Origin of the sequence: Aquimarina agarivorans (assembly GCF_000218485.1) — a bacterium.
Taxonomy (GTDB): domain Bacteria; phylum Bacteroidota; class Bacteroidia; order Flavobacteriales; family Flavobacteriaceae; genus Aquimarina; species Aquimarina agarivorans.
Map to the genome: position 1 here is coordinate 188,659 of NZ_AFPB01000174.1, position 23,271 is coordinate 211,929.

Annotated in this window: 17 protein-coding genes and 1 pseudogene; 5 read left to right on the plus strand and 13 right to left on the minus strand. The window is 34.9% G+C overall.

What is annotated here, in order from left to right:
- The first annotated feature begins 275 nt into the window (after window positions 1-275).
- Complete coding sequence (locus tag GMC_RS0115970; protein WP_010523095.1) at window positions 276-2,633, plus strand: hypothetical protein; 2,358 nt, start codon at window positions 276-278, stop codon at window positions 2,631-2,633.
- Between the two features lie 158 nt (window positions 2,634-2,791).
- Here GMC_RS0115970 and GMC_RS0115975 read toward each other — a convergent pair whose 3' ends face one another.
- From GMC_RS0115975 to GMC_RS20155, 4 genes and pseudogenes are all read right to left on the minus strand, one after another.
- Window positions 2,792-3,226 (minus strand): hypothetical protein, encoded by a 435-nt coding sequence (locus GMC_RS0115975; protein ID WP_010523096.1) that lies wholly within the window; start codon window positions 3,224-3,226, stop codon window positions 2,792-2,794.
- Between the two features lie 309 nt (window positions 3,227-3,535).
- On the minus strand, window positions 3,536-5,296 hold the full coding sequence (aspS, locus tag GMC_RS0115980; RefSeq protein ID WP_010523097.1) for an aspartate--tRNA ligase: 1,761 nt from the start codon (window positions 5,294-5,296) through the stop codon (window positions 3,536-3,538).
- Window positions 5,297-5,376: 80 nt separating this feature from the next.
- On the minus strand, window positions 5,377-5,871 hold the full coding sequence (locus tag GMC_RS0115985) for a DUF2062 domain-containing protein (protein ID WP_010523098.1): 495 nt from the start codon (window positions 5,869-5,871) through the stop codon (window positions 5,377-5,379).
- A 244-nt stretch (window positions 5,872-6,115) separates the two neighbouring features.
- Window positions 6,116-6,463 (minus strand): annotated as a pseudogene (locus GMC_RS20155) (6-pyruvoyl trahydropterin synthase family protein); the annotation flags it as partial.
- Between the two features lie 259 nt (window positions 6,464-6,722).
- On the opposite strand from GMC_RS20155, the gene GMC_RS0115995 reads away from it, so the two are divergent.
- The 3 genes from GMC_RS0115995 to GMC_RS0116005 all read left to right on the plus strand — a co-directional run bounded on the left by GMC_RS0115995 (window position 6,723) and on the right by GMC_RS0116005 (window position 9,576).
- Window positions 6,723-7,385, plus strand: a complete 663-nt coding sequence (locus GMC_RS0115995) for a DUF6796 family protein (RefSeq protein WP_010523100.1) — start codon at window positions 6,723-6,725, stop codon at window positions 7,383-7,385.
- A 19-nt stretch (window positions 7,386-7,404) separates the two neighbouring features.
- The gene (locus GMC_RS0116000) at window positions 7,405-9,087 is read left to right on the plus strand and encodes a CRTAC1 family protein (RefSeq protein ID WP_010523101.1); all 1,683 of its coding nucleotides are present in this window, start codon (window positions 7,405-7,407) and stop codon (window positions 9,085-9,087) included.
- A gap of 72 nt (window positions 9,088-9,159) precedes the next feature.
- Window positions 9,160-9,576 (plus strand): hypothetical protein, encoded by a 417-nt coding sequence (locus GMC_RS0116005; protein WP_010523102.1) that lies wholly within the window; start codon window positions 9,160-9,162, stop codon window positions 9,574-9,576.
- Between the two features lie 10 nt (window positions 9,577-9,586).
- Here GMC_RS0116005 and GMC_RS0116010 read toward each other — a convergent pair whose 3' ends face one another.
- The 8 genes from GMC_RS0116010 to GMC_RS0116040 all read right to left on the minus strand — a co-directional run bounded on the left by GMC_RS0116010 (window position 9,587) and on the right by GMC_RS0116040 (window position 20,954).
- Window positions 9,587-12,289, minus strand: coding sequence for an ExeM/NucH family extracellular endonuclease (locus GMC_RS0116010; RefSeq protein ID WP_010523103.1), 2,703 nt, complete (start codon window positions 12,287-12,289; stop codon window positions 9,587-9,589).
- 214 nt (window positions 12,290-12,503) lie between these two features.
- Window positions 12,504-13,457, minus strand: coding sequence for a serine hydrolase domain-containing protein (locus tag GMC_RS20160; RefSeq protein ID WP_094766314.1), 954 nt, complete (start codon window positions 13,455-13,457; stop codon window positions 12,504-12,506).
- A complete protein-coding gene (locus GMC_RS20895; RefSeq protein WP_010523105.1) occupies window positions 13,403-13,660 on the minus strand; it encodes a hypothetical protein in 258 nt (85 codons plus the stop codon). Before GMC_RS20895 ends, GMC_RS20160 begins: the two co-directional genes overlap by 55 nt.
- Before the next feature lies 1 nt (window position 13,661).
- Window positions 13,662-14,015, minus strand: a complete 354-nt coding sequence (locus tag GMC_RS23045) for a DoxX family protein (protein WP_040472573.1) — start codon at window positions 14,013-14,015, stop codon at window positions 13,662-13,664.
- Window positions 14,016-14,299: 284 nt separating this feature from the next.
- A complete protein-coding gene (locus tag GMC_RS0116025) occupies window positions 14,300-17,809 on the minus strand; it encodes an efflux RND transporter permease subunit (RefSeq protein WP_010523107.1) in 3,510 nt (1,169 codons plus the stop codon).
- A 7-nt stretch (window positions 17,810-17,816) separates the two neighbouring features.
- Window positions 17,817-18,974: an efflux RND transporter periplasmic adaptor subunit gene (locus GMC_RS0116030; protein WP_029489846.1), complete on the minus strand. Its 1,158-nt coding sequence runs from the start codon at window positions 18,972-18,974 to the stop codon at window positions 17,817-17,819.
- A 13-nt stretch (window positions 18,975-18,987) separates the two neighbouring features.
- Window positions 18,988-20,334, minus strand: coding sequence for a TolC family protein (locus GMC_RS0116035; RefSeq protein ID WP_010523109.1), 1,347 nt, complete (start codon window positions 20,332-20,334; stop codon window positions 18,988-18,990).
- Complete coding sequence (locus tag GMC_RS0116040; RefSeq protein ID WP_010523110.1) at window positions 20,331-20,954, minus strand: TetR/AcrR family transcriptional regulator; 624 nt, start codon at window positions 20,952-20,954, stop codon at window positions 20,331-20,333. The genes GMC_RS0116035 and GMC_RS0116040 overlap by 4 nt, the downstream gene beginning before the upstream one ends.
- A 226-nt stretch (window positions 20,955-21,180) precedes the next feature.
- Between GMC_RS0116040 and GMC_RS0116045 the strand changes: the two genes are divergently transcribed.
- On the plus strand, window positions 21,181-22,158 hold the full coding sequence (locus GMC_RS0116045; RefSeq protein WP_010523111.1) for a polyprenyl synthetase family protein: 978 nt from the start codon (window positions 21,181-21,183) through the stop codon (window positions 22,156-22,158).
- Between the two features lie 52 nt (window positions 22,159-22,210).
- Here GMC_RS0116045 and GMC_RS0116050 read toward each other — a convergent pair whose 3' ends face one another.
- Entirely contained in the window at window positions 22,211-23,263 is a 1,053-nt protein-coding gene (locus tag GMC_RS0116050) for an IS630 family transposase (RefSeq protein WP_029489848.1), read from the minus strand.
- Window positions 23,264-23,271: the final 8 nt, after the last annotated feature.

Consider the following 23,271-nt stretch of genomic DNA (forward strand, 5'->3'; position numbering starts at 1 on the left):
AATTACAAAAAAACTAAAGTATGAAAGCCCATTTGATTTTTAAATAGGCTTTCTTGTGCTGATAAAACATGAATTTTTAAGCGTTTAATTTTATTATTTGTAAAATAATTAAGAAAATAAATGATTGAAATCTTTTAATTCCTGTTAAATTAGCTATTACGTTTTAGTACATGTTTACTATTTATTCCAATTTTAAATAGACTGTCTATTGGAGAAAATGGTATAAATAAAAGGTTATTAAAGCTGTTACATTTGTCTAAATTTTTTAAAAAATTATGAAAGCATTTTATTTAAGGAAAAATAGCAGCTTACTGAGCTGTTCGGTGGCATTAATAGCTGCTAATTTGTTTACTTTTTGTAGCGAAAAAAAAGAAGCCCCAAAATCTAAACCACTTGTGGCAAAGGTATGGGATTCAAATTCGGAATTCATGCTACATGATTTTGAAGTAGATTCGATTACAAACAACATAAAAAAAATAGATGCTAATTATAGTGTTGTTCCAATAGAGGCCGGTAAAGCATTACAGGTAGACTTTAAAAAGGACGAAAAAATTACAGGAATTGAAGTAATTCCTAAAGTGACATTGGATGCTGCTAAAAAATACAGTGTTGTTTTTGATGCTAAAAGTGTTGGAGATAGGTCCACATTTATTTCTGTTGTAGTCAAAAACAAAGCAGGAAATGCGATGCAAAAAATAGCGAGTATTCATCCCAACGAATTTAAATCTTACTATTTAGATATATCTGTCCAAAAGGAAGATGTGGATAGTGGATTAAGAGATACGCCAAAAGCATGGAAAACTGATGCCATACAAATGAAAATAAATGGATTGTTGTATGAAACTGATTATTCAAAATTAGCGTCAATCAGTTTTATAAAAAAACAAGGTTTAAATGACAAAACCATTTTAATAGATAATATTCGTATTGTTGAAAACCCAGAGCGTGATCCAAACTTTTTAAAGGGAATTGTGGATAAATACGGTCAAAATGCAAAAATGGATTTTCCGATTAAAATTTCATCGGATGAGGAATTAAAAAAAATTGCTGATGCCGAGTTAAAATCATTAGCGGAATACACCTTAATGCCTGACCGTAGTAAATATGGCGGATGGAAAGATGGTCCAAAATTAAAAGCAACAGGTTTTTTTCGCACCGAAAAAGTGAACGGTAAATGGGCATTGGTTGATCCGGAAGGAAATATATTTTTTTCCATAGGTATTGCTAATGTGCGTATGGCAAACTCAACCTCATTTACTGGGATTGATTATACGGATGATAGTATTAAAAATCGTGATCCTGAGGATGTAACTCCCGAAGATTCAAAAGGAATAGTTGCTATACCAAACAAAATCAGAAAAACAGCCTATGTGGATAATAAGCTGCGTAACGATATGTTTATAGGATTGCCATCATACGATGATCCACTGGCTAACCATTACAGTTACCGTAGGGAGTCTCATTTTGGGCCGGTTGAACATGGCGAGACATTTAGTTTTTACCGTGCAAACTTAGAGCGTCGTTATGGCGAGGAGTATCCAGAATCATTTAATGATAAATGGTTGGAGGTTACTGAAAATAGATTTCGTAATTGGGGATTCACCTCTTTTGGTAATTGGATAGATCCTGCATTTTATGATCGAAATAACTTGCCTTATTTTGCCAATGGATGGATTATTGGTGATTTTCAAAAAGTATATTCTGGGGTGGATTATTGGGGTCCAATGCCTGATCCATTTGATCCGGAATTTGAGCGCAGGGCTAAAAAGTCAATTGATGTAGTATCCAAAGAAGTAAAAAATAATCCATGGTGTATTGGAGTATTTGTGGATAATGAGCGTAGTTGGGGTTCGCCAAACTCTTACCGAACGCATTACGGATTAGTATTGGATGGTTTATCCAAAGACAAAAACAGCTTTCTAAAGCAGGAGTTTATGAAGATTTTACGTAAAAAGCATCAAAAAATTGAAAACTTAAATGCCGCTTGGGAAACTGATATTGCCTCATGGGAAGCGCTGGAAAAAGGCGTAGATTACAAGAAAGGGAAAAAGTTTGGCGAAAAAATGATTGCAGATTTCTCAGTATTGCTGGAAGCCTTTGCAACAAAATATTTTCAAGTGGTACATGACGCTTTGGAAAAGAAAATGCCTAACCACATGTATTTAGGCTGTCGTTTTGCTGTTTGGGGGGTAACGCCGGAGGTACGCAAGTCTGCTGCAAAATTTGTGGACGTTTTTAGTTACAATTATTATAAAGAAGGGATTAATAAAAAATATTGGGAATTTTTAGAAGAGGTAGATATGCCAACTTTAATTGGTGAATATCATATGGGGGCACCAGATTCAGGATTATTACATTCTGGTTTAATACACGCTAAAGATCAAAACGAAAGAGCTGAAATGTGGGAAGACTATGCCTATTCAGTAATTGATAATCCTTATTTGGTTGGTTGTCACTGGTTTCAGTATTTAGATTCTCCGTTGACAGGAAGGGCGCATGATGGCGAAAATTACAATGTAGGTTTTGTGTCATCTACGGATATTCCTTACCCGCCAATGGTAAAAAAGGCTAAAGAAATTAACTCAGGGTTATATCCACGTAGGTTTGGAGACGCAGCTACAAAAGCAAAATAAGCTTGTAGACAAAGGTAATATTCAATTAAAAATAAAAAGCAATAGTGATTTCACTATTGCTTTTTTGTATTGCATTTAAAACAATTAAGTAATACTAACATTGATGTTAAACAGCAAATTTAAAACCGAAAACGATTTAGTTGCGCTATATTAAGCTACTACTTAATTTTAATGCATTTGTATAAAAAAGTGGCAACGTTAGCTTTAATTCTTTTGCCAAAAGGGATGAGTTCGTTTATTTGCTTTTTTATTTTTTGCTTTTCTTGTAATAATATATCGAGTACTATTAAATCTCTGTTTATTATTCGATCAATTTTGGTAACATCTTGCATTAAACTAAAAATATTAGCTTCGGTAATTGTATTGGGAACCGAAGACTTTTTAGATTCCATTTTTATTTGTCCTATTAGTGACAACTCAATCCGTTGAATCAGTTTATCTTTTTTGTTTTTGTAGGATTTGAGAGATGCTTCAATCTTTTTTATCTTTTTGTCAATTTGAGTTTTATTATAAATAAGATTTTTCTCACTAATATTTTCATATAGTTTAAAATCAAGGGTGTTATTTTTTTTAAAAATTACTTGCGACTCCATGCATCTAATTTACTTATTTATAGTTAATTATAAAATTAATTCAATTGTAAATTAATAATTAAGGTGTTGTTTTTTTAAAAATAAAACAAAGTCTATGTGTTGTTTTTTAAGATTATTGGTGGTTTTTATAGTTCTTCCTACGTTTAGTTGTATTCAAATGAGCGATTATAGTAAGTAGTAAATAGAAAACACAAAAAAACCTCTTAGGCTATGTTAAGTCTAAGAGGTTTTTTTTCGCTTGTAGTTTCTAAACTAAACAGCTACTTAAATCGCTTCCAATTTAATTTCGGAAATGGTATTAAATAAAAATTAATCTTGTTCTTGGATGTTTAAAGCAATACTCAGTTCGGATAATTGTTCGTTATCCAAAGCAGCAGGAGCATCAATCATAACATCACGTCCGCTGTTATTTTTAGGAAAAGCAATAAAATCCCGTATAGTTTCCTGACCACCCAAAATAGCCACCAGTCGGTCTAAACCAAAAGCGAGGCCCCCGTGTGGTGGCGCTCCGTATTGAAACGCATCCATTAAAAAGCCAAATTGCGCTTCGGCTTCTTCTGGCGTAAAGCCTAAATGTTTAAACATTATAGCTTGTGTTTCTTTATCGTGAATACGAATGGAGCCTCCGCCAATTTCATTTCCATTCAACACTAAATCATACGCATTGGCTTTTACAGCACCCGGATCAGTATTTAATAATTCAAGCTGACCAGATTTGGGTGAGGTAAACGGATGGTGCATGGCATGGTAATGTCCTGTTTCTTCATCCAATTCCAATAATGGAAAATCAATAACCCATAAAGGTGCAAATTCATTAGGCTTACGTAAGCCTAAACGTTCCGCTAACTCCATGCGTAAAGCACTTAATTGCGCGCGTACTTTATTGGTATTCCCTGAAAGGACACAAATTAAATCGCCTGCCTTGGCACCAGTTGCCTCAGCCCATTTGGCTAAATCCTCTTGATCGTAAAACTTATCAACCGATGATTTATAGGAGCCATCCTCATTGCATTTTACATACACCATACCCAAGGCACCAACTTGCGGACGCTTAACCCAGTCTATTAATTTATCAATTTCTTTACGGGTGTAGCTAGCTCCTCCAGGAACAGCAATGCCTACAACAAGTTCGGCAGTGTTAAATACCTTAAATTCTTTATGTTGAGCAATGGCGTTTAATTCGCCAAACTCCATCCCAAAACGAATATCAGGCTTGTCATTACCGTAGGTTTTCATAGCATGATCAAAAGTCATTCGCGGAAAACTTTTAATTTCAAAATGGTGTAGTTTTTTTAGAAGGTGTTTGGTCAAACCTTCAAATACATTTAAAATATCCTCTTGCTCCACAAAAGCCATTTCGCAGTCAATTTGTGTAAATTCTGGTTGTCGGTCAGCACGCAAATCCTCGTCACGGAAACACTTTACAATTTGAAAGTATTTGTCCATTCCCCCTACCATAAGCAATTGCTTAAAAGTTTGTGGGGATTGTGGTAAGGCGTAAAACTGACCTTCATTCATGCGCGAAGGAACTACAAAATCCCGTGCACCTTCGGGCGTTGATTTAATTAAATAAGGAGTTTCCACCTCAATAAATTCTTGCTCTGTTAAATAATTGCGCACCTCGTTAGCTACCTTGCTTCTAAAAATCAAGCTATTTTTAACTGGGTTTCGACGAATATCAAGATAACGGTATTTCATTCGGATATCCTCACCACCATCGGTTTCATCTTCAATAGTAAACGGAGGAAGTTTGGAGCCGTTTAATATTTTTAAGTCTGTAGCCAATACCTCAATGTCTCCTGTAGGAATATTGGGGTTTTTAGATTCGCGCTCTATAACTGTACCTGTAACTTGGATTACAAATTCCCGTCCTAATGTTTTTGCTAGTTCTATTACTTCCGTAGAAGTGCGTTCGGTGTCAAAAATAAGTTGTGTAATTCCATATCGATCTCTTAAGTCGACCCAGATTATAAACCCTTTGTCTCTGGCTTTTTGTACCCAACCAGATAGTGTAACTGTTTTATTGATATCAGCGGCAGTTAAGTTACCGCAAGTATGACTTCTGTACATAAACTAAAAAAATTATCTGACAAATTTAATTAAATAAACGGCGAGATAACTGTTTTTAGTTCTACTAATATAATTAAAGATTACGATGATGGCATTTCATGAATGGAGAAGCCAGCTTTTTGTGAATTCAGAAACTTAACGCACAGTTTTTTTAATATAAAATACATCATTATACCAATAGGAATTACAGTAACAGCCCACCCCATAAAACCACAAATAAGTTCATAGGCTAACTCTTGTAAGGTGTCGGAAACACTCAGGCTAAAGCTATTTTTAATAGCGCTAAAAGTTAGTAACGAGTGTTTTACATTAAAAATTTTAGCACCAAGTTTGATAAACGGAACAATTAAAAACAATTTAACGGGTTCCATCAGGTAAGCAAGGGAAATCATGATGGGAAAGTTCAATTTGAAATAGGCGGCTACAAAAGTAACGACCAAAGTGGTTAAGCCTATAACTGGAAAAAGTGAGATCACTAATGAAAGTACTAAACTTAAGGCTAACTGGTAAGGGGTTAGTCTTTGATTTAGGATAACATTAATTTTTTGCGTTATTTTTTTTAACCATTTTTTCATTTTACGCTTTCTTAGCGTTCACTATACTAATTGTATCTACTAGGTCGAATTGAATAGCTAATCCCTACAAATTTGTATGCTTTAACTGAATACTTTGTTAAGTAAATACTATTAAATATAAGTATAATGCTTTTAAAATCAAATATTTGAAAATGATATAGCTTTAAAATGGATTTGGTAATACAATTTTTTTAAATTGTGTAGTAATACATTAATAGGGGTATTCTACGTAATTTCTTTCCGTTTAGTACAAGGTTGTTTTAAGGTCTAGTGCTGCTTTAGGCTTTAGGCGCAGTAAGTCATAAATAACTCTAGCTATATTTTCGGCGCTAGGATTAAGTTGTTTAAATTCTTTGGTATCTAAATTCAAATTTTTATGATCAAATCGATCTAAAATTAATTCTTTTGTTAAATCAGATAATAATTTGGCATCCATTAAGTGATCTGTTTCGGGATCACAATATCCAATCACTTTAACCTCTAGGTTGTAGTTATGCCCATGGTAGTTTTTGTTATTACATTTTCCAAAAACTTGTTTGTTTTTTTCGTTATCCCAATGGGGATTATGTAATCTATGCGCGGCATTAAAATGTTCGTTTTTTGAGTGCCGGCTTGTGTATAAGTGGAAAGTATTGTGATAAAATTACTGATGTGCTGTGATAATTAATCAAAAAAACTAAAAAACAAAGAATAAAACAAATGTTAAAATATTTTGTAATAAACTGGAAAACAAGAAGACTATAAGAGTCATTAACCTAACCAAATATATTATTTATGAAAAATTCAATGAATCTTAATAATGGTCACCATAATAATGAGTGGCAAAATAAACTAAGCAATTTTATATACTGATGAGTAGGATTACTATTTCCACAAAAACACTACTTATTATAGGACTTTTAGCTGCTGTATTTGTAGGAATTGGCGAGTTTTTATTACATTTTTTGCCCGGAGGATCCAAAGGAGAAATATCCATGTTATATGATGTTCCCTTGGCTAGAGCCAGTAAAGGACACTTTTTTGCTGTGTATGCCGCGCCTTTTTACTTTGCAGGCTATTATGGTTTACTGCGTTTTTTTAAAAGTTCAAATGAATTTTTAGCCACACTATTATTTATTTTAGGAGTGCTTTCATTTGCATACGGAAGTGTGTATGTGTCTTCACGTTATTTTGCAGCCGAAGTCTTGCAACGGAGTATGAATACACCAGATTTTGAATTTTATTTAGCCTCTTACGAAAAGCATTATCAATCAACAGTTTGGGCATTGCGCATGCTTATTTTATCGGTTTCGGTAGTGTATGCAACATTGGTAGTTAAAAATAAGATCGGAATGAAAAAATGGTTGGCTGTTTTTAATCCTATTGTACTATTAATTCTTATTATTTCCTCATTAGCATGGGCAAAGCCCATTGGGGTTTATATTGCTCCAATAGCGATGAACGCTACTCATTTTGTGTTTTTTGGAATTATTTTATTTCAACTCCACCAAACAAGAACAAAATCAACATTATAACTAACATAAATTATTAAAAATGAAAAAAATACTAATAGGGCTAGGAGTTATTGTAGTAGCCATAATAGCAGTTGTTTTAGGTTTTTTTAAAACAGATGCAAAAGATCCTTATGCACAAACTACTTGGGGTAAATTTAGTGGTAAATGCATAGCGGAAAATGTACCGGCAAATGATCACGGAAAACAATTTAGCAAATGTGATTATTCGGTTCCCAAAGGCGAAATTCCAAAATTTAAAAATGCTGCGTTTAACTTTGAAAATAAATTTGACGCTAAAAAATCTTTGCCAATTATGGGATCCGCAATGATTGATTTGGATAATGATGGTGTTGATGAGGTATTTATAGCAGGAGGGGTTACGCAAGATGATGCTATTTTTAAATATGATAACGGAAATTTTATTGATGTTTCAGCAAAAGTGAACTTGCCCCAAAAACCTACAAATACCAGCACTTTTGGTGCCGTATCTTTTGACTTGGATTCCGATGGAAAAACGGACTTATTGGTCAATGGGGATTACGGAGTGCTTTGGTATAAAAATACGGGAGCAGGCTTTAAAGTGCAAAAAATTGAAGTGCCGCTTAACGAAAAATCAGTAGCAGCTTCATTGACAATAGGGGATATCAATCGCGATGGTTTTGCGGATATTTTTGTTAATGCTTACATTAAGTTAGATAAAATGGAAGGACAAACCATTTTTAAAGATTTTAACTACGGTTCGTCAAGTCTATTGATGATGAATAATGGCGACAATACATTTAGTGACGCTACTGAAAAGTATGGGTTAACTTACGTACATAACACCTTTATGGGCGTATTTGTTGATGTGGATAACGATGCATATTTGGATTTGGTAGTTGCTCATGATACAGGCGAGGTACGGACGTATAAAAATAACGAAGGAAAACGTTTTACTAAAAAAGCGAACCCTACTACTGGGAAATATGCCTATCCAATGGGGATTGCCGTAGGCGATTATAATAATGATGGCAATATAGATTTCTTTTTCTCCAATACAGGAACATCAGTACCTACATTTTTAGCCAGAGGGGATTTGGAAAAAGAAGATGAATTTATAGGTAAATGGATGTTATTTAAAAACGAAGGTGATTTCAAATTTACGGATACTGCAAAAGAAACAAAAGTGGCTGATTTTGAATTTTCGTGGGGAGCAATTTTTGAAGATTTTAATTTAGATGGACGTCAGGATTTAGTGGTGGCGGAAAATTACGTAGACTTCCCACCGCATAAATTATTCAAACTACCTGGGCGCTTTTTAGTGCAGCGGCCTAATGGTACCTTTTCGGCAGTAGAAGATCAAGCCAATGCAGTTAATATGAATTACGGAATCACTCCATTATCAAGTGATTTTAACCAAGATGGGTATCCCGATCTAGTTTTTGCCAATATTGGTAGTCCAATGAAGGCAAAAATCAATGAAGGTGGTAATGCCAATTTTATAGCTTTCAGATTTGCTGAAAATGCAAAAAATGCAGGGGCTAAAGTTATAATAACGAAAAATGATGGAAGCATTCAGTCCGATGCGTATGTAATTGGCGAGGGACTGGTAAGTGATCAAACCTCCACAGTTACTTTTGGTTTAGGAACAGTAAATGAAGTGGACTCAGTATTAATTAATTATGCCGATGGAACGTCAAAAACTATTGAAAACCCTGAAATAAATAAAGTGCACAAAATGTAATTGTAAGTTGAAGCATGGCAAAAAGGATTTGGAATTTGTTCTGAATCCTTTTTTTAATGTAATCCTTTTTTTATGAAAAAAACTATTTTTTACTGGTTAACAACTATGGTTTTAATCCTTGCTATTTGGGGAGCTGGTAGTTTGTCATTTAAAGATTTTAGCGGAGTACTTAGTTGTCCTAAATTTATTGGAATACCTGTTTGTTATTTAGTATTCCTATTTTTTATTTTGGCAGGTATTGGCCATTTGATGAGTACAAAAACAGGAAAAATAATCTTTTTCGTTTTTATAGCTATCCCTGGGGTACTCGCATTTTTTGCTTCAATAGCGGAATTAAATATGGCGCACACATGCCCACAAACCGCTTCGGGAATTCCAATGTGTTTTATTTCATTGGGGTTATGTAGTACGTTGGTAGTATTCAAGTATATTTCTTTAAAACAAAAAAACCTCGCTATTTTTACGAATAGCGAGGTAAAATTCAAGTAATTTTTGAGTGTTATTTTGTAATCAATTGATAGTAGTTTTTATAAGCATTTTTTAATGAAAGCAAATATACTCCTGAAGGCAACGAAGCGGTATCAATAGTAGTATTTGCAGCGCTATCAAATGAAATTACTTCCCAGAATAATCTTCTTCCCGAAAGGGTAAATATGCTAACCTCAGTAGCTCCTTTAAATGCATTTGCAGCAATGAATAATTCATTTTTTACAGGCGAAGGAAAAACTGTAATCTCGTTCCTAGCCGTCAATTGATTGTCGTTAATTGCCAATGTAGGTTCGTCACTTAAATCAACCCCAAAAATTACAGGGTCATGATCTGATGAACGGAATGGAGCAGTACTGTAAAAGGAAATTTGTTGTTCTAGGGATTTAAACCTGGTTGTATAATCAAAACTAACGGGTTCGTCCGCATTAATATTCCAAAAATCAGCGCCAGTTACTTTTGTTAGTAGCCCAGGGCTTGCCATGGCGTAATCCAAAGTTCCGAACTGACTTGCAAATTGATAACCGTGTCTTTCATCACCAAAGGCATTACTTACTAAATTTGTATAGCCAGCATTTTCAAGTGCTACAATAGGATCCTCTTTAGCATAAGCATTTAAATCACCAATAATGGCAAAGTTTTCGCTTCCGCTAGAAGTGGGATCGGTAGCCAGCCAGTTAGCAATAGCTTCAGCCGCAGCTATTCGGGTTAAATTGCAATTGGCTTGGCCATCACTAGTATCTGGATCGCCTTGGGCACTGCAACTAGAACCTTTAGATTTTAAATGATTTACTGAAATGGTAATGATGCCATCGGTAGCAAATTCAATAAATGTTTGTGCTAATGAAGGCCTGTTTCTGCCATCGTTAAAATTTGGATCAACGCTGGAATCTAAAATAGCAGCGTTCCCTTGCAAACCTACTTTGGTATTTTGGTAAATTAATCCATTTGTAATTTGATCAGTTCCTATTTGAGGTACTCCAGGATCAACAAAGCTGTAGCGATCACTACCCACTACTTCATTTAAACCATTAACTAGATCTTGAATAGCGCTATTAATGCCATATCCATCATTTTCAATTTCAACTAAACCTACAATGTCGGTATCCATAGCGAGTATTGCATTAATAATTTTGTCGCGTTGTCGGTTAAATAATTCGGCAGTTTCAGCGCCTCTTTCGGTAGGGAAGCCTCCGCCTAAACCATCACCATTAAAATAATTTAACACATTAAAACTTGCTACTTTTAAGGATCCTCCCACATTTGCAGGGGCGTCCATTCTTGGATTGGTAGCGGAAATAAATTTAGGAATTTCAGTAACATACACTCTATATGCGGCTGTTGAATTTCCACCGGCGTCAAATCCAGAATCGTTGTAGGTTAAAATTCCTGTAACAGAAGTCGTTTTATATCCGGCTCTTATTTCATTTTCAAAGGTCAATTCAGGGGCAGGAAAAATAACAGGTGCTAAATTATTCCTTCGGTTAGCATCGTCAATAATTATTTGATTCAATTTATTTGCTTCAAGTTGCGCATTAGCTTCAGCGCCTGGCAATGCAATTTGTGTGGGTTGTAATAGTACCGAACCGCTGGATAGTTTTAATTCATTTCCTCTTGCTAAAAGAAAAGTATCGGTAACAAATAACGGTTGATTAAAACGCACCAACATACCTTCAAATCGTTCAAAAAAAGTTGCATTGGTAACAGGTAGGCTTGCCGTTGTAATAGTAGGCAAAGGTTCATTATTACTTAGAATTTCAATTGTAGAAACTTCAGTGAGTTCCGTAAGTTCAAAAAATTCTACTACTTTTCCAGTTACTTTCACTTTGTTACCAACGGTTACGTCTACAGCATTTCTGGCAAACACAAAAATACCTTCGGAGGTAGCTTCATTGTCATCAGCATCGCTATCTTCCTCTTGTACATAAAAGCCCGAAACACTATCATCTTGAAAATCGCCAACTACAATTCCTTCAATAGTTACTACAGCATCTACCATAGGACTAATTGTTCCAGCTCCTTGTATGTTGTGAATTAATTGCAGGCTAGCATCTGTAGGAGGGTTTTCATTGTCATTGTCCTCGCCAGTATTGCTTTTACCAGGTGTACCATCAGCGGTATTAAATGTTAAAAAAGTAGTACTAAAACTACCCGGCGCATCGGGGTTTCTAAATACACCTGAAGGCAGAAAACGACCATTGGGTCCTAATACAACATCACTATAAGAAAAGTCATTGCCGTCGGCATCAATTATAGAAACACTATCCGCAATTTCAGCCCAAGGGAAACTGTCCAACACTCCGTCATTATCAGCATCCAAATCATCATTTATATTGCCTTTAAATGAGGTAACAAGTAAAAAAGTAGTGGAACTGTTTTCAAAAGTATTGTTCGGAATTTGAAAATTACCACTGATTCCGTATTCGGCTTGAGCTGCAGGACTCATAGCTACCCAAAAGCCATTATTTGGAATGGTTTGATCATTCAAATCAATTACACGGTCAATATTTCCGGCTGGACCATCGCTATCACTTTCAACAACTAAAATGGTAAAGTTAGATAAATCAGTACTTGGCGTCCCTTGCAATTCAATAAATTCCCAATCAGGGCCGGCAGTATTTACCTGTATCTCATTAATAAATACGGGGGATTGTGCGTAAGCAATACCTGTAAAAAGTAGTACGCTTAGTAAATATGTAATTTTTTTAATAATCATAATTTTAGTTGGTTAATAATTTAACATTCCAAGTTACTGATGCAGTTTTTCCAAAATGATAAATTAACATTAGGAATGTGTTAATAAAAAGATACAGCCAACTAATATTTTGTTTTATTTATGAAAGAAGTTGCGATACTACTATTTCCTGTTCAAAAAAAACCTAAAGCAATTTAACTTTAGGTTTTTTAAAATTTTTATTAGTGGGAGTCATTTATGACTCAATAGCGTCAAAAATTGATTTAATAATTCGAGGAGTTCTGGCATCCCCAACAGTGTCAGGTCCCATTTGATTACAAACATACCCTATAGCTACTTGATTTTCTCTGTCAGCACAGCCAAAGCTACCACCCCAACCACTATGTCCAAATGCTTTTTTGTTTTCTCCATAAAGTTTTAAGTCTAAGGTGTTCATTACCATTCCATGTGCCCAGTCTACAGGCATTCCAATCATAGCATCCAAACGGGAGCTGGCTACGGTAGTCATTTTATCAATGGTTTCATTGGAAAGGTAATTTAGACTATCGGATTTTCCGCTTTGAGCAAGTGGATGATACAACTTAGCAATCCCCTCAGCAGAACCGTGTCCGTTTAAAGCAGGCATTTCAGCCTCTCTCCATTCAGGCCTATTCGGACTTTCGGCATCTAAAACAGGATTTCCTACGGCAGAGGCTAAAAAGTCAGGAAGCGTAATTAAATCAGGAAGCTGGTGTTGTGTAATTGGTTTGTATAATGTGGCTACTTCGTCATGTTTGTCTTTTGGTAAACCTATAAAAACTTCTGCATCTAACGGAGTAGCAAGTTCATCCTGCAAAACTTGCCCAATACTTTTACCTGATACACGTTTGATAATTTCTCCAGCCAAAAAGCCAACGGTCCATCCGTGGTATGATGTAAATTCGCCAGTTTCCCAGTAAGGCTTTTGACGCGCCAAACGATCGCAAATTAAATCCCAGTTCATCAACTCATCTAATAACGTAAATTCACGTAGTCCAGGATTTCCTGATTGATGGGATAATATATGAGAAACTGTAGTTTCTTCCTTCCCGTTTTGACCAAATTCAGGCCAGTGTTTTGTAACTAAATCTGAATAGTTTACTAAGCCTTTTTCAACTAAAATAGCCATGCACAACCCAGTAATACCTTTAGTTGCGGAGTATAATGCAATTTTAGTGTCTTTATTCCAAGCCTGTTTTTTTCTTTATCCTTAAATCCAGCCCAAATATTTACTACTTGTTCCCCTTTATGATACACACAAAGTGATGATCCTAGTTCTTTATAAATATCGTCTCTGTAAAAATTTGATTCGTAAGCTTCAGCTACACCTTCAAATCCTTTTTTAACGGTTCCTTTAATTTCTATTTTTTCCATATCAATGAGTTATTTTGTGTAAAGAATAATTTGAGTAAAATGTTATTGCGATTAATAATATATTTATTAGAGTGATTACTATTGGGTCCTTATGGGCCGTATGCGCTACTATGGCGGTAATAAAAAATAAAAACACGCCACTATACGCCCACTCTTTGTATTGAATTGGGATTTGTGGGATTAATAAAATTAGTACAGCTATTACCTTTAAAATGCCAAGTTGAATGCGAAAGTGATCGGGAAACCCGAGTTCCCTAACGCCTTCAATGGTGGCTTTACTAAAAATATAAGTGTAGGCGCTCCACAACAAGAATAATGAAGTGAGAATCGTCGTTGTCCAATAGGCGTTTTTCATAGCATTTATCAATTTATATAAATTAAATCAAATACCCATTAAGGAAAAGAAAAATCAAGCAAATGATTTATTTCTTGGTTTAATTATTTTGTTATTCAGGTTTTTTCTATTTCATTAAAAATGAGTTACTATTTAAGCTGAGCCTATGTCCAATTTTAATCTTGTCTAAGTACATTCTTTCAGTATTTTATAATTATACTAAATTTATGACTGATTGTGATTGCCTAACAATTTCGTAATAGCTACAGGCAACTGTTCCAAAACAATTGACTAATACTTTTTTATCAAAGTTCTGCATTTGCTGCAATCAGTTTTTCATCGTCCAAATTCGTTTCTTTACCAAACCAACTTTTTAATTTTAATTTAAGTAAGTGTATTAAGTAAAATAACACAGGAACAATTACTAAAGTTAAAAATGTAGCTATTATTAAACCGTAAATTACAGTTTTGGCTAATGGTCCCCAAAATATAACATTGTCACCACCCATGTAGAACTTGGCATCAAACTCTCCAAACAGCGTAATAAAGTTGATGTTAAGTCCAATAGCTAAAGGAATTAGTCCTAGTACAGTAGTAATAGCGGTTAGTAATACAGGTCTTAATCTGGCACGCCCTCCTTCAATAATGGCCTCTTTAACTATTTTGGCAGGCAATAAAACTCCTTTTTCAACACCTAAAGCAACGGCTTTACGATCAATAAGTAGTTGCGTATAATCCAACAATACTACTCCATTGTTTACTACAATTCCTGCTAAGGAAATAATCCCCATCATGGTCATCATAATTACGAATGGCGCTCCAGTAATGACTAATCCTCCAAATACACCGATAAAGCTTAAAAATATAGCAACCATTATTATGGCAGGCTTGGATATGGATCCAAATTGGAAAATTAGAATAAAAAATATCAACCCCAATCCAGCAAAAAACGCACCCATTAAAAAAGCTTGCTGTTTATTTTGTTCTTCAATTTGTCCTGTAAAGTCAAATGAAACTCCTTTTGGTTTTTCAAATTGCTTCATTTCTTCTTCAATTTGACTTACAATTGCACCAGCATCAGTAAATCCAGGCTTTAAACCCGAATACACTGTTACCACACGAGTAGCGTTTTTGTGTTTTATCGCACTGTATGAAGTGGTGTTTTTTTGAGTAGCTAAGGCAGCTAACGGTATTTCTTTCAATCGTCCGGTGTTAGGATCTCTAAAGGTCAGGTTTTGGTTAAAAAGGATGCTATTGTCATAACGATTATCTTTATTAAAACGTACATTAATATCATAGTTGTCACCATCCAATTTATAAACACCCGCTTTTTCTCCAAAGATAGAACGGCGAAGTTGTTGGCCAATTTGTCCAGTGCTTACTCCTAATTCCCCCGCTTTTTTACGATCTATCAATACTTTTACGGCAGGTTTTGCTTTATTAACATCAATTTTTAATTCATCAATACCAGAAATATTTTTATTGTTAATAAAGCTCCGCATGCGTTCGGCTGTTTGAATCAACAACTCATAGTCTTGCCCTTTAATTTCAATGTTTATTGGAGGTCCTGCAGGGGGACCTACCGGGTCTTTTTCTACAGAGATACTTACCCCAGGATAAATTCCAACTAAGCCTTTTTGTACTTCGGCACGTAATTGTTCGGAGTCCATACCACGGCGGTACTTATATTCGCGCATGGTAGCGGTAATTTTACCACGGTGTGGCATATCGCTAGTGGAGCCTCCGTCGGTTTGCGGATTCCCAGCACCTCTTCCTACCTGCGATACGGTAGACTCTACCAATACATTTTTATCTTCAAAAATATATTTGTCTGTATCGATTATTGAGTATACGCGTTGCTCAATACTTTTAGTAATTTTATTAGTTTTGTCAATATCAGTCCCTTCAGGATACTCGATATACACAAAAATTTGATTGGGTTTATTGTCAGGGAAAAACTCAATTTTTGTTCTTTTAGAACCGATTGAAGCTCCAAACCCAACAAAAGCAAAAATTAACAAACCAAAAGTGACAATAAAAAATATGCCAGGCCACCATCCTTTTAGTGCAAAGGCAACAAAGCGTTTGTACTGATTTTCCAACCAAACTAAAGAGTTGTCCTGAAAATAATTAGCAGCAGGCTTAAGTGCATATTTATACAGCCAGAATAATAGTGCAGTAACTAGCATTAAAGTGCCTAATCCTCGTAATTGTCCGCCAAAAGCAGTAATTAAACCTCCAATGATTCCTAAAACCAAGGTAAGTTGGATAAGCTGTTTTAATGTTAATTCACGTTTGCCAATTTCCATAAAACGCGATACCAACATGGAGTTAATAAAAATTGCCACAAATAGCGATGAACCTAAAACTACGGACAACGTAATTGGGAAATAAATCATAAACTGTCCCATGACTCCAGGCCATGTCCCTAATGGAACAAAGGCAGCCACTGTGGTAAGTGTAGATATTATGATAGGAAACGCAATTTCACCCACCCCATTTTTAGCAGCTTCAATCCGTGTCATACCTTCTTCTTTCATTAGTCTAAACACATTTTCAACAACTACAATACCATTATCTACTAGCATTCCTAATCCCATAATTAAACCAAACAGGATCATGGTGTTCATAGTATACCCTAAAGCATTTAAAATCATGAAGGACATAAACATGGATAAGGGTATGGCAAAACCAACAAACAAGGCGTTTCTGAATCCTAAAAAGAACATAAGGACGGTAACTACCAATATAATTCCAAAAATAATGTTGTTTACTAAGTCATCTACCTGATTTAAAGTTTTTTCAGATTGGTCATTAGCTAAAGTAACCCGTAAATCAGGAGGAAAGATGTTTTCTTTGGCATCAGCAACCAGTACTTTAATTTTATCTACGGCTTCTACCATGTTTTTACCTGAACGTTTTTTGATATCAAGCATTACCACAGGTTTTCCGTATTCTCTGGCGTAAGTAGTAGCATCTTCAGCTTTAAATGAAACGGTAGCTACATCTTTAAGATACACTACGCCATTATTACTTTTAATGACAAAATTTTCCAACTCTTTAGGATCTTTGATTTCGCCAATGATTCGCATAGTGCGTTGTTGTCCGCTTTTTTTTAGGTTACCTGCGGAAATAGTAATGTTTCCACCGCTTATTGCACCAAGGATGTCCTGAAAACTAACTTTGGCAGCCATCATTTTGTAAATATCTACGGCAACTTCCACCTCGCGTTCCTGAGCACCACGGATATCTACTTTTTTAATTTCAGGGAAATCTTCAATATTATCCTCAAGGTACTCGGCAAATTCTTTAAGCTTTTGCAGCGGATAATCACCTGCAATATTGATATTTAAAATAGGTGTTTCTTCTGAAATGCTTATGTCAAATACATTGGGTTTTACCTTGGCTCCGTTAAATGTGGGCCAGTCTTCCTTGGCAGATTCCTGATCCACTTCATCTTTCACCTTTTGCTTGGCTTGCTCCACCGTAACTCCCTCGTCAAACTCCAAGGTGATGATGCCAAAATCCTGTTGCGCAGTAGAAAGCATTTTGGTTACGTTACTTACGTTTTTAAGTCGATCCTCCAGCGGGTCAACAATCAGGCGTTCAATATCCTCGGCAGTATTTCCGGGGTAAATAGCATTGATGTAAATTTTTGTTTCTTTAATTTCAGGAAAATTTTCTCGCGGCATATTAAAATATGCTGTTAACCCTAAAGTCAAGAATAAAAATATGATCACATAAATAACCGTCTTATTATCTATAGCCCATGATGAGAGCGAAAACTCTTTGTGTATTTCGTTATTTTTACTCATAATGAGGTTAGTTTAAAATGTTAACTTCTTGCTTATTTTTTACACTTCGAGCACCTTCTTCAATAATTACATCGTTTGTAGTCAGCCCCTTAGTTATTTCAATTAAATCACCTTGCAATTTACCTGTAGAAACAATTCTTTGAGAAGCAATGGTTTTTCCTTTTGTGTTTTTATCAATTAAGTATACATACTGTGCTCCCTCGGCATTTTCAGAAAGCAAACTTTGTGGTACCAAAATTGCTTTTTTGTTCACATAATCATTCAGGTAAAGTTTGGCAGTCAAATTTGGCTTGATGTCTTTAGCTTTGTTGTCTACGGGTATTTCAACACTGTAAGTTCGGCTTTCAGGATTAATAAAGTTACCTGCTTGTCGTACTTTAGTGTCAATTTCTTTTCCTAAAACAGGAATAGTCACTTTTACAGGAATTCCTTTACTAACAGTGCCTACAAAACGTTCAGGAACTTCAGCTTGAATGTACATTTGGTTAAGATTAACAATGCGGAAAATTGGAGTCGCTCCAGCGGCTACAACGCTTCCCTTTTCGTTAATAACATCATCAATAACACCGCTAAAAGGAGCACGAATCATGGTTTTTGCAATCGAACTTTTCATTTGTTCCACAGCTTTGGTTTGGGCTTCGTAATTTGTTTTGGCTTGCAGGTATTGAATTTCGCTTCCAATTTTTTGGTTCCAAAGGCGCTCTTGTCTTTCAAAGGTGGTTTTAGCTAGTGCAGTTTGCACCTCCATGGAAGCTAATTGCTGAGATAGTCCTCCGTCATCTACTTTAGCTAATAATTGTCCTTTTTTAACATACTGCCCTTCTTTAACGTATACATTAGTCAGTATGCCATTAAATTCGGGAGTAAGCACCAGGTTTTGCTTGGTCTGAACATTTCCTTGTAATTCAATAAAATGATTAAAAAGAGTGTCTTTAACTGTTAAAGTGGTTACTAAAGGAACTTTTTTATTGGGGTCAAGTTTTGCAATTTCAGCACTTAATTGTTCAATTTGATTTGTTAATTGCTGCTGCTGAGCTATTAGTTCCTTTTTTTTAGCGCGAATACTAGTGATATCTTTAGATGCAATAGTGTCGGCAACAGATGATTCTTTTTTTCCACAAGCGATTACGAGTAGGAAAAGGAATGGATATAATAAATTTTTCATAATTCGTTGGTTGCTATAAGTTAAATACATTTAAAATGGATTGTAATGTGGCGTTATCTTTTATTACTTTTAATTGTGCTTGTAAATGCTGTTGTTGAGCACTGTATAGTTGGGTTTGTGCTTGCCTCAACTCAAAGCTAGAGGCTAAACCTTCATTGAATTTGATTTGATTCTTTTTTTCAATACGTTCGGCTAAAGCTAAATTTTGTTTTAGCGTGTTTAAATTGGCAATAGCAAATTCAAAATCACTTTTGGCTTGGTTGTACCCTAATTGAATGCGTTCTGTGTTTTCAGTATGAGAAATTTGCGCCTGTTCATAGGCTAATTTTGCTTTTTTGGTACTTGCTGAATTTTTAAACGAAGTAAAAATTGGAACTTTAACGCTAGCTCCCAAAATTGACGATTGAAACCATTTTTGATCCGAATCTAAAAAATTATATCCCTGCCTAAAGGCGGTAGTACCATAATTTACAAAAGCACTAACAGTAGGCAATCGTTTTGCTTTTTCAAGTTTAAACTCTAATCTGCGTTGCTCAACAAAAAGTTCTGAAATTTTGTAATCATTATTATTCCCTATATTGAAAGCCTTAAAAGCAGTATCAGTAGTGGCTTTAGTGTTAGCTATAGTTTCTAAATTATCAGTAAGTGTCAGCGTGGTGTCAATAGGAATTCCTAAACCAAGTTTCAGCATTTTAATTGCAATGTCTTCGGTACGTTCGGTATTATTTAGTTGATTTTTAATTTGCAATAAAGTAATTTGAAGTTGCTCAACGCTTTCTTCTTCAGCCAAACCGTTTTCATAAATTTTTTGTGTTTCATTAAGGTTTGATTCTAAATTTTCAATGTTTCGTTGCAACACACGTATACTTTCTTGCGTAAGCAAAACAGCGCCATAAGCATTGGTAATGCCTTCGATAATTTTTAAGTTTTGACTTTCCTTTTGTGTGTTTGTAAAATCAACAAATACGGATGCAGCTTCTAGTCCCACTAAGTAAGAGCCATCAAAAATAAGTTGACTTAAAGTGGCAGTTAGCGCTGTTTGTTGTTCCACTCCAAAAACAACAGGGATAAAAGTTCCAGGAGCCCCACCTGCAAATTCAGCAGGAATTAGATTGACAGGTTGTTTTAATTGGTTAGTGTATGCCGCCTCAGCGTTTATTTGCGGAAGCCCAATTGCAGTAGTTTCCCATTTTTGTTTTAATGCTTTGGCCACTTCTTTGTTTGCGTTCAGCGCAGTATAACTACTATCAAGCGCGAATTGTATGGCTTCCTGTAAAGAAAAACTATACTTTTTTTGCTGCGCATTCATGGCTAAAATAGCGACAAATAGTAAGCAAAATAGTCTTGTTTTTTGTCTCATAAGTTTCGTTCTTTTTGAATATTAGTTAATATATTAATGCCTTTTTCAGTGGCAATTCCGCGTATATGATAGGTTAAGTATTCATCATTAATGATGGATGCTTTATAGGTGTTGTTTGGAAAAACATCCTGATTGCAAAGTCCTGAAATATTTAAAAAATAAATTCGGGCAATAATTTCTTTTGGTAAGCCTTTTCTATAACTTCCTTTTTCAACGCCTCGTTGAAGGTTTTCAAGGGTGCAATCCATAACAGTTTCAAATTTGCGCCTGTTTAGTTTGTGGAATATCTTTGGATAATATTTGCATAGTTGATATTCAGTAGCGGATTCTTCATTGTTCAAGTTTTCGCGTACAAAATCATTAATGACATATAACTCTTCAATAGGATCTAAATTTTTTGCTCTAATGGTGTTGATTCCTTTTTCAATAAAATTGAAAGTGAATTCTGAAGTTTTTTCAACGAGTTCTGTTTTGGTTTTAAAATAATTATAAATCGTTTTTTTTGAAATAGCCATTTCACTAGCCAAATCATCCATAGTAACGCTTTTAAAACCGCGACTTAAAAAAAGTTGAGCAGCTTTTTTTATAATTTGGTGGTATATTTCCGATGTTGAACTCATAATAAGGCAAACTTAGACAGGAAACTTCAAAAACAATAAAAGTTTCCTTAGTTTTAGTAAAAATTTAACTTTTTTGTAAGCTGTGTTTATTAATTTTCATGGGCATCAAGGAACCTAAAAAATGCCAGATTAGGCTGTTTGATAAAAATTAAAATTGACGCAATAGCAATTTGCATTTGGATGGCATTCTTTAAAAAGTTTACATTTGAATAAAAACATAGTATTAGTGGATAAGCTGTCATTGTATCAAGAAAAATTTTTAGAGTATTTGGCTCAAAATAATCGAGTAGTTGAACCAGTTAATTTATATGAGCCAGTACGCTATATTTTAAGCATGGGGGGCAAGCGTATTCGACCAATGTTAACATTAATGGGCGCTGATATTTTTGGATCTACTATTGAGGAGGCCTTACCAGCGGCGCTCGCCATTGAAGTGTTTCATAATTTTTCATTAGTGCATGATGATATCATGGATGAGGCTCCTTTACGACGCGGTAATGAAACTGTACACTCCAAGTGGAATGTTAATACTGGGATTTTATCAGGCGACGCAATGCTGATTCAAGCATATCAAAATTTTGAAGCTTATGAACCCGTAATATTTGTAAAGTTAGCGAAGCTGTTTTCCAAAACCGCTTTGGAGGTTTGTGAAGGGCAACAGTATGATGTTGATTTTGAAGATAGGTCGGATGTTACCCAGGATGAATACTTACATATGATTACTTGTAAAACCGCTGTTTTAGTGGGTGCAGCGCTTCAAATGGGAGCTATTATTGCTGAAAGAAATGATAAAGAGCAAAAAGCAATATATGAATATGGCAAGCTACTGGGAATTGCATTTCAATTACAAGATGATTATTTAGACGCTTTTGGTGATCCAAAGACTTTTGGAAAGCAGGTTGGTGGCGATATTATTGAAAATAAAAAGACTTATTTGTATTTGAAAGCTATTGAGTTGGGCTCAACATCGCAGCAAGAAGAACTGTTGTACCTATTTTCAGATTCATTTGATGGGGGAAAGCTAGGTAAAATAGAAAATGCAAAGCAACTTTTTATTGAAACAAATGCAGCAGAGGCTACAAAAAAACTCATTAACGTGTACACAAAAAAAGCTTTTGATGAATTGGATGTGTTGGATATTTCAACTGAAAACAAAGCGTTATTGGTTGATTTTGGAAAATACTTGATGCACCGAAGTGTGTGATTGTTAAAATTTTAGAAATGCATGTAATCCTATGGCTTTGTTTGGTGCTATATTAACCCGACGGCAATAAATAGAGATTTTGTGCTGCGTATTTTATATCCTTATGGTTAAAATATTTAGCTACTCTTTGGCTATTTTCAGTTAGCATTTTCATATGATTCTTGACATTTTCTTCAAGCTGTTTTTCGTTTTTAGGAGCAGGTTTTTCAGATAAAGCATATTTTAAATCACAGTTTAGATACTCATCAGGGTTTTTCTCTGGAGAATAAGAAGGCAAGAAGAATAACTCAATATGTTCCAGTTTTTCTTCAATCCATTTCTTTACTATTTTACTGTGATGAACTCTTAAATTATCTAGGATTAAAAATATTTTTTGTGTTTTATCTTTGATAAGCTGTTCTAGAAATTCAATGAATCTATCAGCATTCATAGTTCCTGAGTAAATCATAAATTGAACACTTCCTTGATTAGTTACTGTAGAAATCATGTTTACAGAAAAACGTTTAGACATACTTTTCTTTACAGGCGTTTTTCCTTTGGGAGCATAAGAACGACCATGTTGATTAGCGTTTCTTACTCCTGTTTCATCACCCCATTGTATTTCTGCATTTTCCTCTTTAGCGCGTTTCTTAATGGCTGGATATTGTTCATCTAACCATAATTGCACTTTTTTAGAACATTGTTCGTAAGCTTGTTTCTTGGGTTTTTGAGGACTAAATCCCCAAGAGCGTAGATAATCCCCCATTGTATTTATCGCTAATTTTACACCAAATTCACGTTCCACTAATTCCTTTACAGCTTTGCGTGTCCATAAAGCAAAATCCAATTTTAGTTGATCTGGCATAACATCTGTAATCATGCGTTGGATCTCTAACTCTTGAGTGCTACTAAGTAATTTTTTATCCTCAGAGCTAACACCGCGCTTATTATCTGTCAACCCTTTAATCCCTTCTTTTTTATGTTTTTTAACCCAATTAGTAATTGTGTTTGGGTTAACTCCGTACATCATAGCTACTTTTTTCTTTTGAACACCTGAATTAATTTGCTTGATCGCTCGTTTGCGTATTTCCTTTCTGCTTGCAGAATCTACTGATCTAAAATCCATATCCTTCA

What these genes read in the sequence shown, in the direction of transcription:
- GMC_RS0115970 (WP_010523095.1), top strand. Translation starts at nt 276, where the DNA reads ATGAAAGCATTTTATTTAAGGAAAAATAGCAGCTTACTGAGCTGTTCG.
- GMC_RS0115975 (WP_010523096.1), bottom strand. Translation starts at nt 3,226, where the DNA reads ATGGAGTCGCAAGTAATTTTTAAAAAAAATAACACCCTTGATTTTAAA.
- aspS (WP_010523097.1), bottom strand. Translation starts at nt 5,296, where the DNA reads ATGTACAGAAGTCATACTTGCGGTAACTTAACTGCCGCTGATATCAAT.
- GMC_RS0115985 (WP_010523098.1), bottom strand. Translation starts at nt 5,871, where the DNA reads ATGAAAAAATGGTTAAAAAAAATAACGCAAAAAATTAATGTTATCCTA.
- GMC_RS0115995 (WP_010523100.1), top strand. Translation starts at nt 6,723, where the DNA reads ATGAGTAGGATTACTATTTCCACAAAAACACTACTTATTATAGGACTT.
- GMC_RS0116000 (WP_010523101.1), top strand. Translation starts at nt 7,405, where the DNA reads ATGAAAAAAATACTAATAGGGCTAGGAGTTATTGTAGTAGCCATAATA.
- GMC_RS0116005 (WP_010523102.1), top strand. Translation starts at nt 9,160, where the DNA reads ATGAAAAAAACTATTTTTTACTGGTTAACAACTATGGTTTTAATCCTT.
- GMC_RS0116010 (WP_010523103.1), bottom strand. Translation starts at nt 12,289, where the DNA reads ATGATTATTAAAAAAATTACATATTTACTAAGCGTACTACTTTTTACA.
- GMC_RS20895 (WP_010523105.1), bottom strand. Translation starts at nt 13,660, where the DNA reads ATGGAAAAAATAGAAATTAAAGGAACCGTTAAAAAAGGATTTGAAGGT.
- GMC_RS23045 (WP_040472573.1), bottom strand. Translation starts at nt 14,015, where the DNA reads ATGAAAAACGCCTATTGGACAACGACGATTCTCACTTCATTATTCTTG.
- GMC_RS0116025 (WP_010523107.1), bottom strand. Translation starts at nt 17,809, where the DNA reads ATGAGTAAAAATAACGAAATACACAAAGAGTTTTCGCTCTCATCATGG.
- GMC_RS0116030 (WP_029489846.1), bottom strand. Translation starts at nt 18,974, where the DNA reads ATGAAAAATTTATTATATCCATTCCTTTTCCTACTCGTAATCGCTTGT.
- GMC_RS0116035 (WP_010523109.1), bottom strand. Translation starts at nt 20,334, where the DNA reads ATGAGACAAAAAACAAGACTATTTTGCTTACTATTTGTCGCTATTTTA.
- GMC_RS0116040 (WP_010523110.1), bottom strand. Translation starts at nt 20,954, where the DNA reads ATGAGTTCAACATCGGAAATATACCACCAAATTATAAAAAAAGCTGCT.
- GMC_RS0116050 (WP_029489848.1), bottom strand. Translation starts at nt 23,263, where the DNA reads ATGGATTTTAGATCAGTAGATTCTGCAAGCAGAAAGGAAATACGCAAA.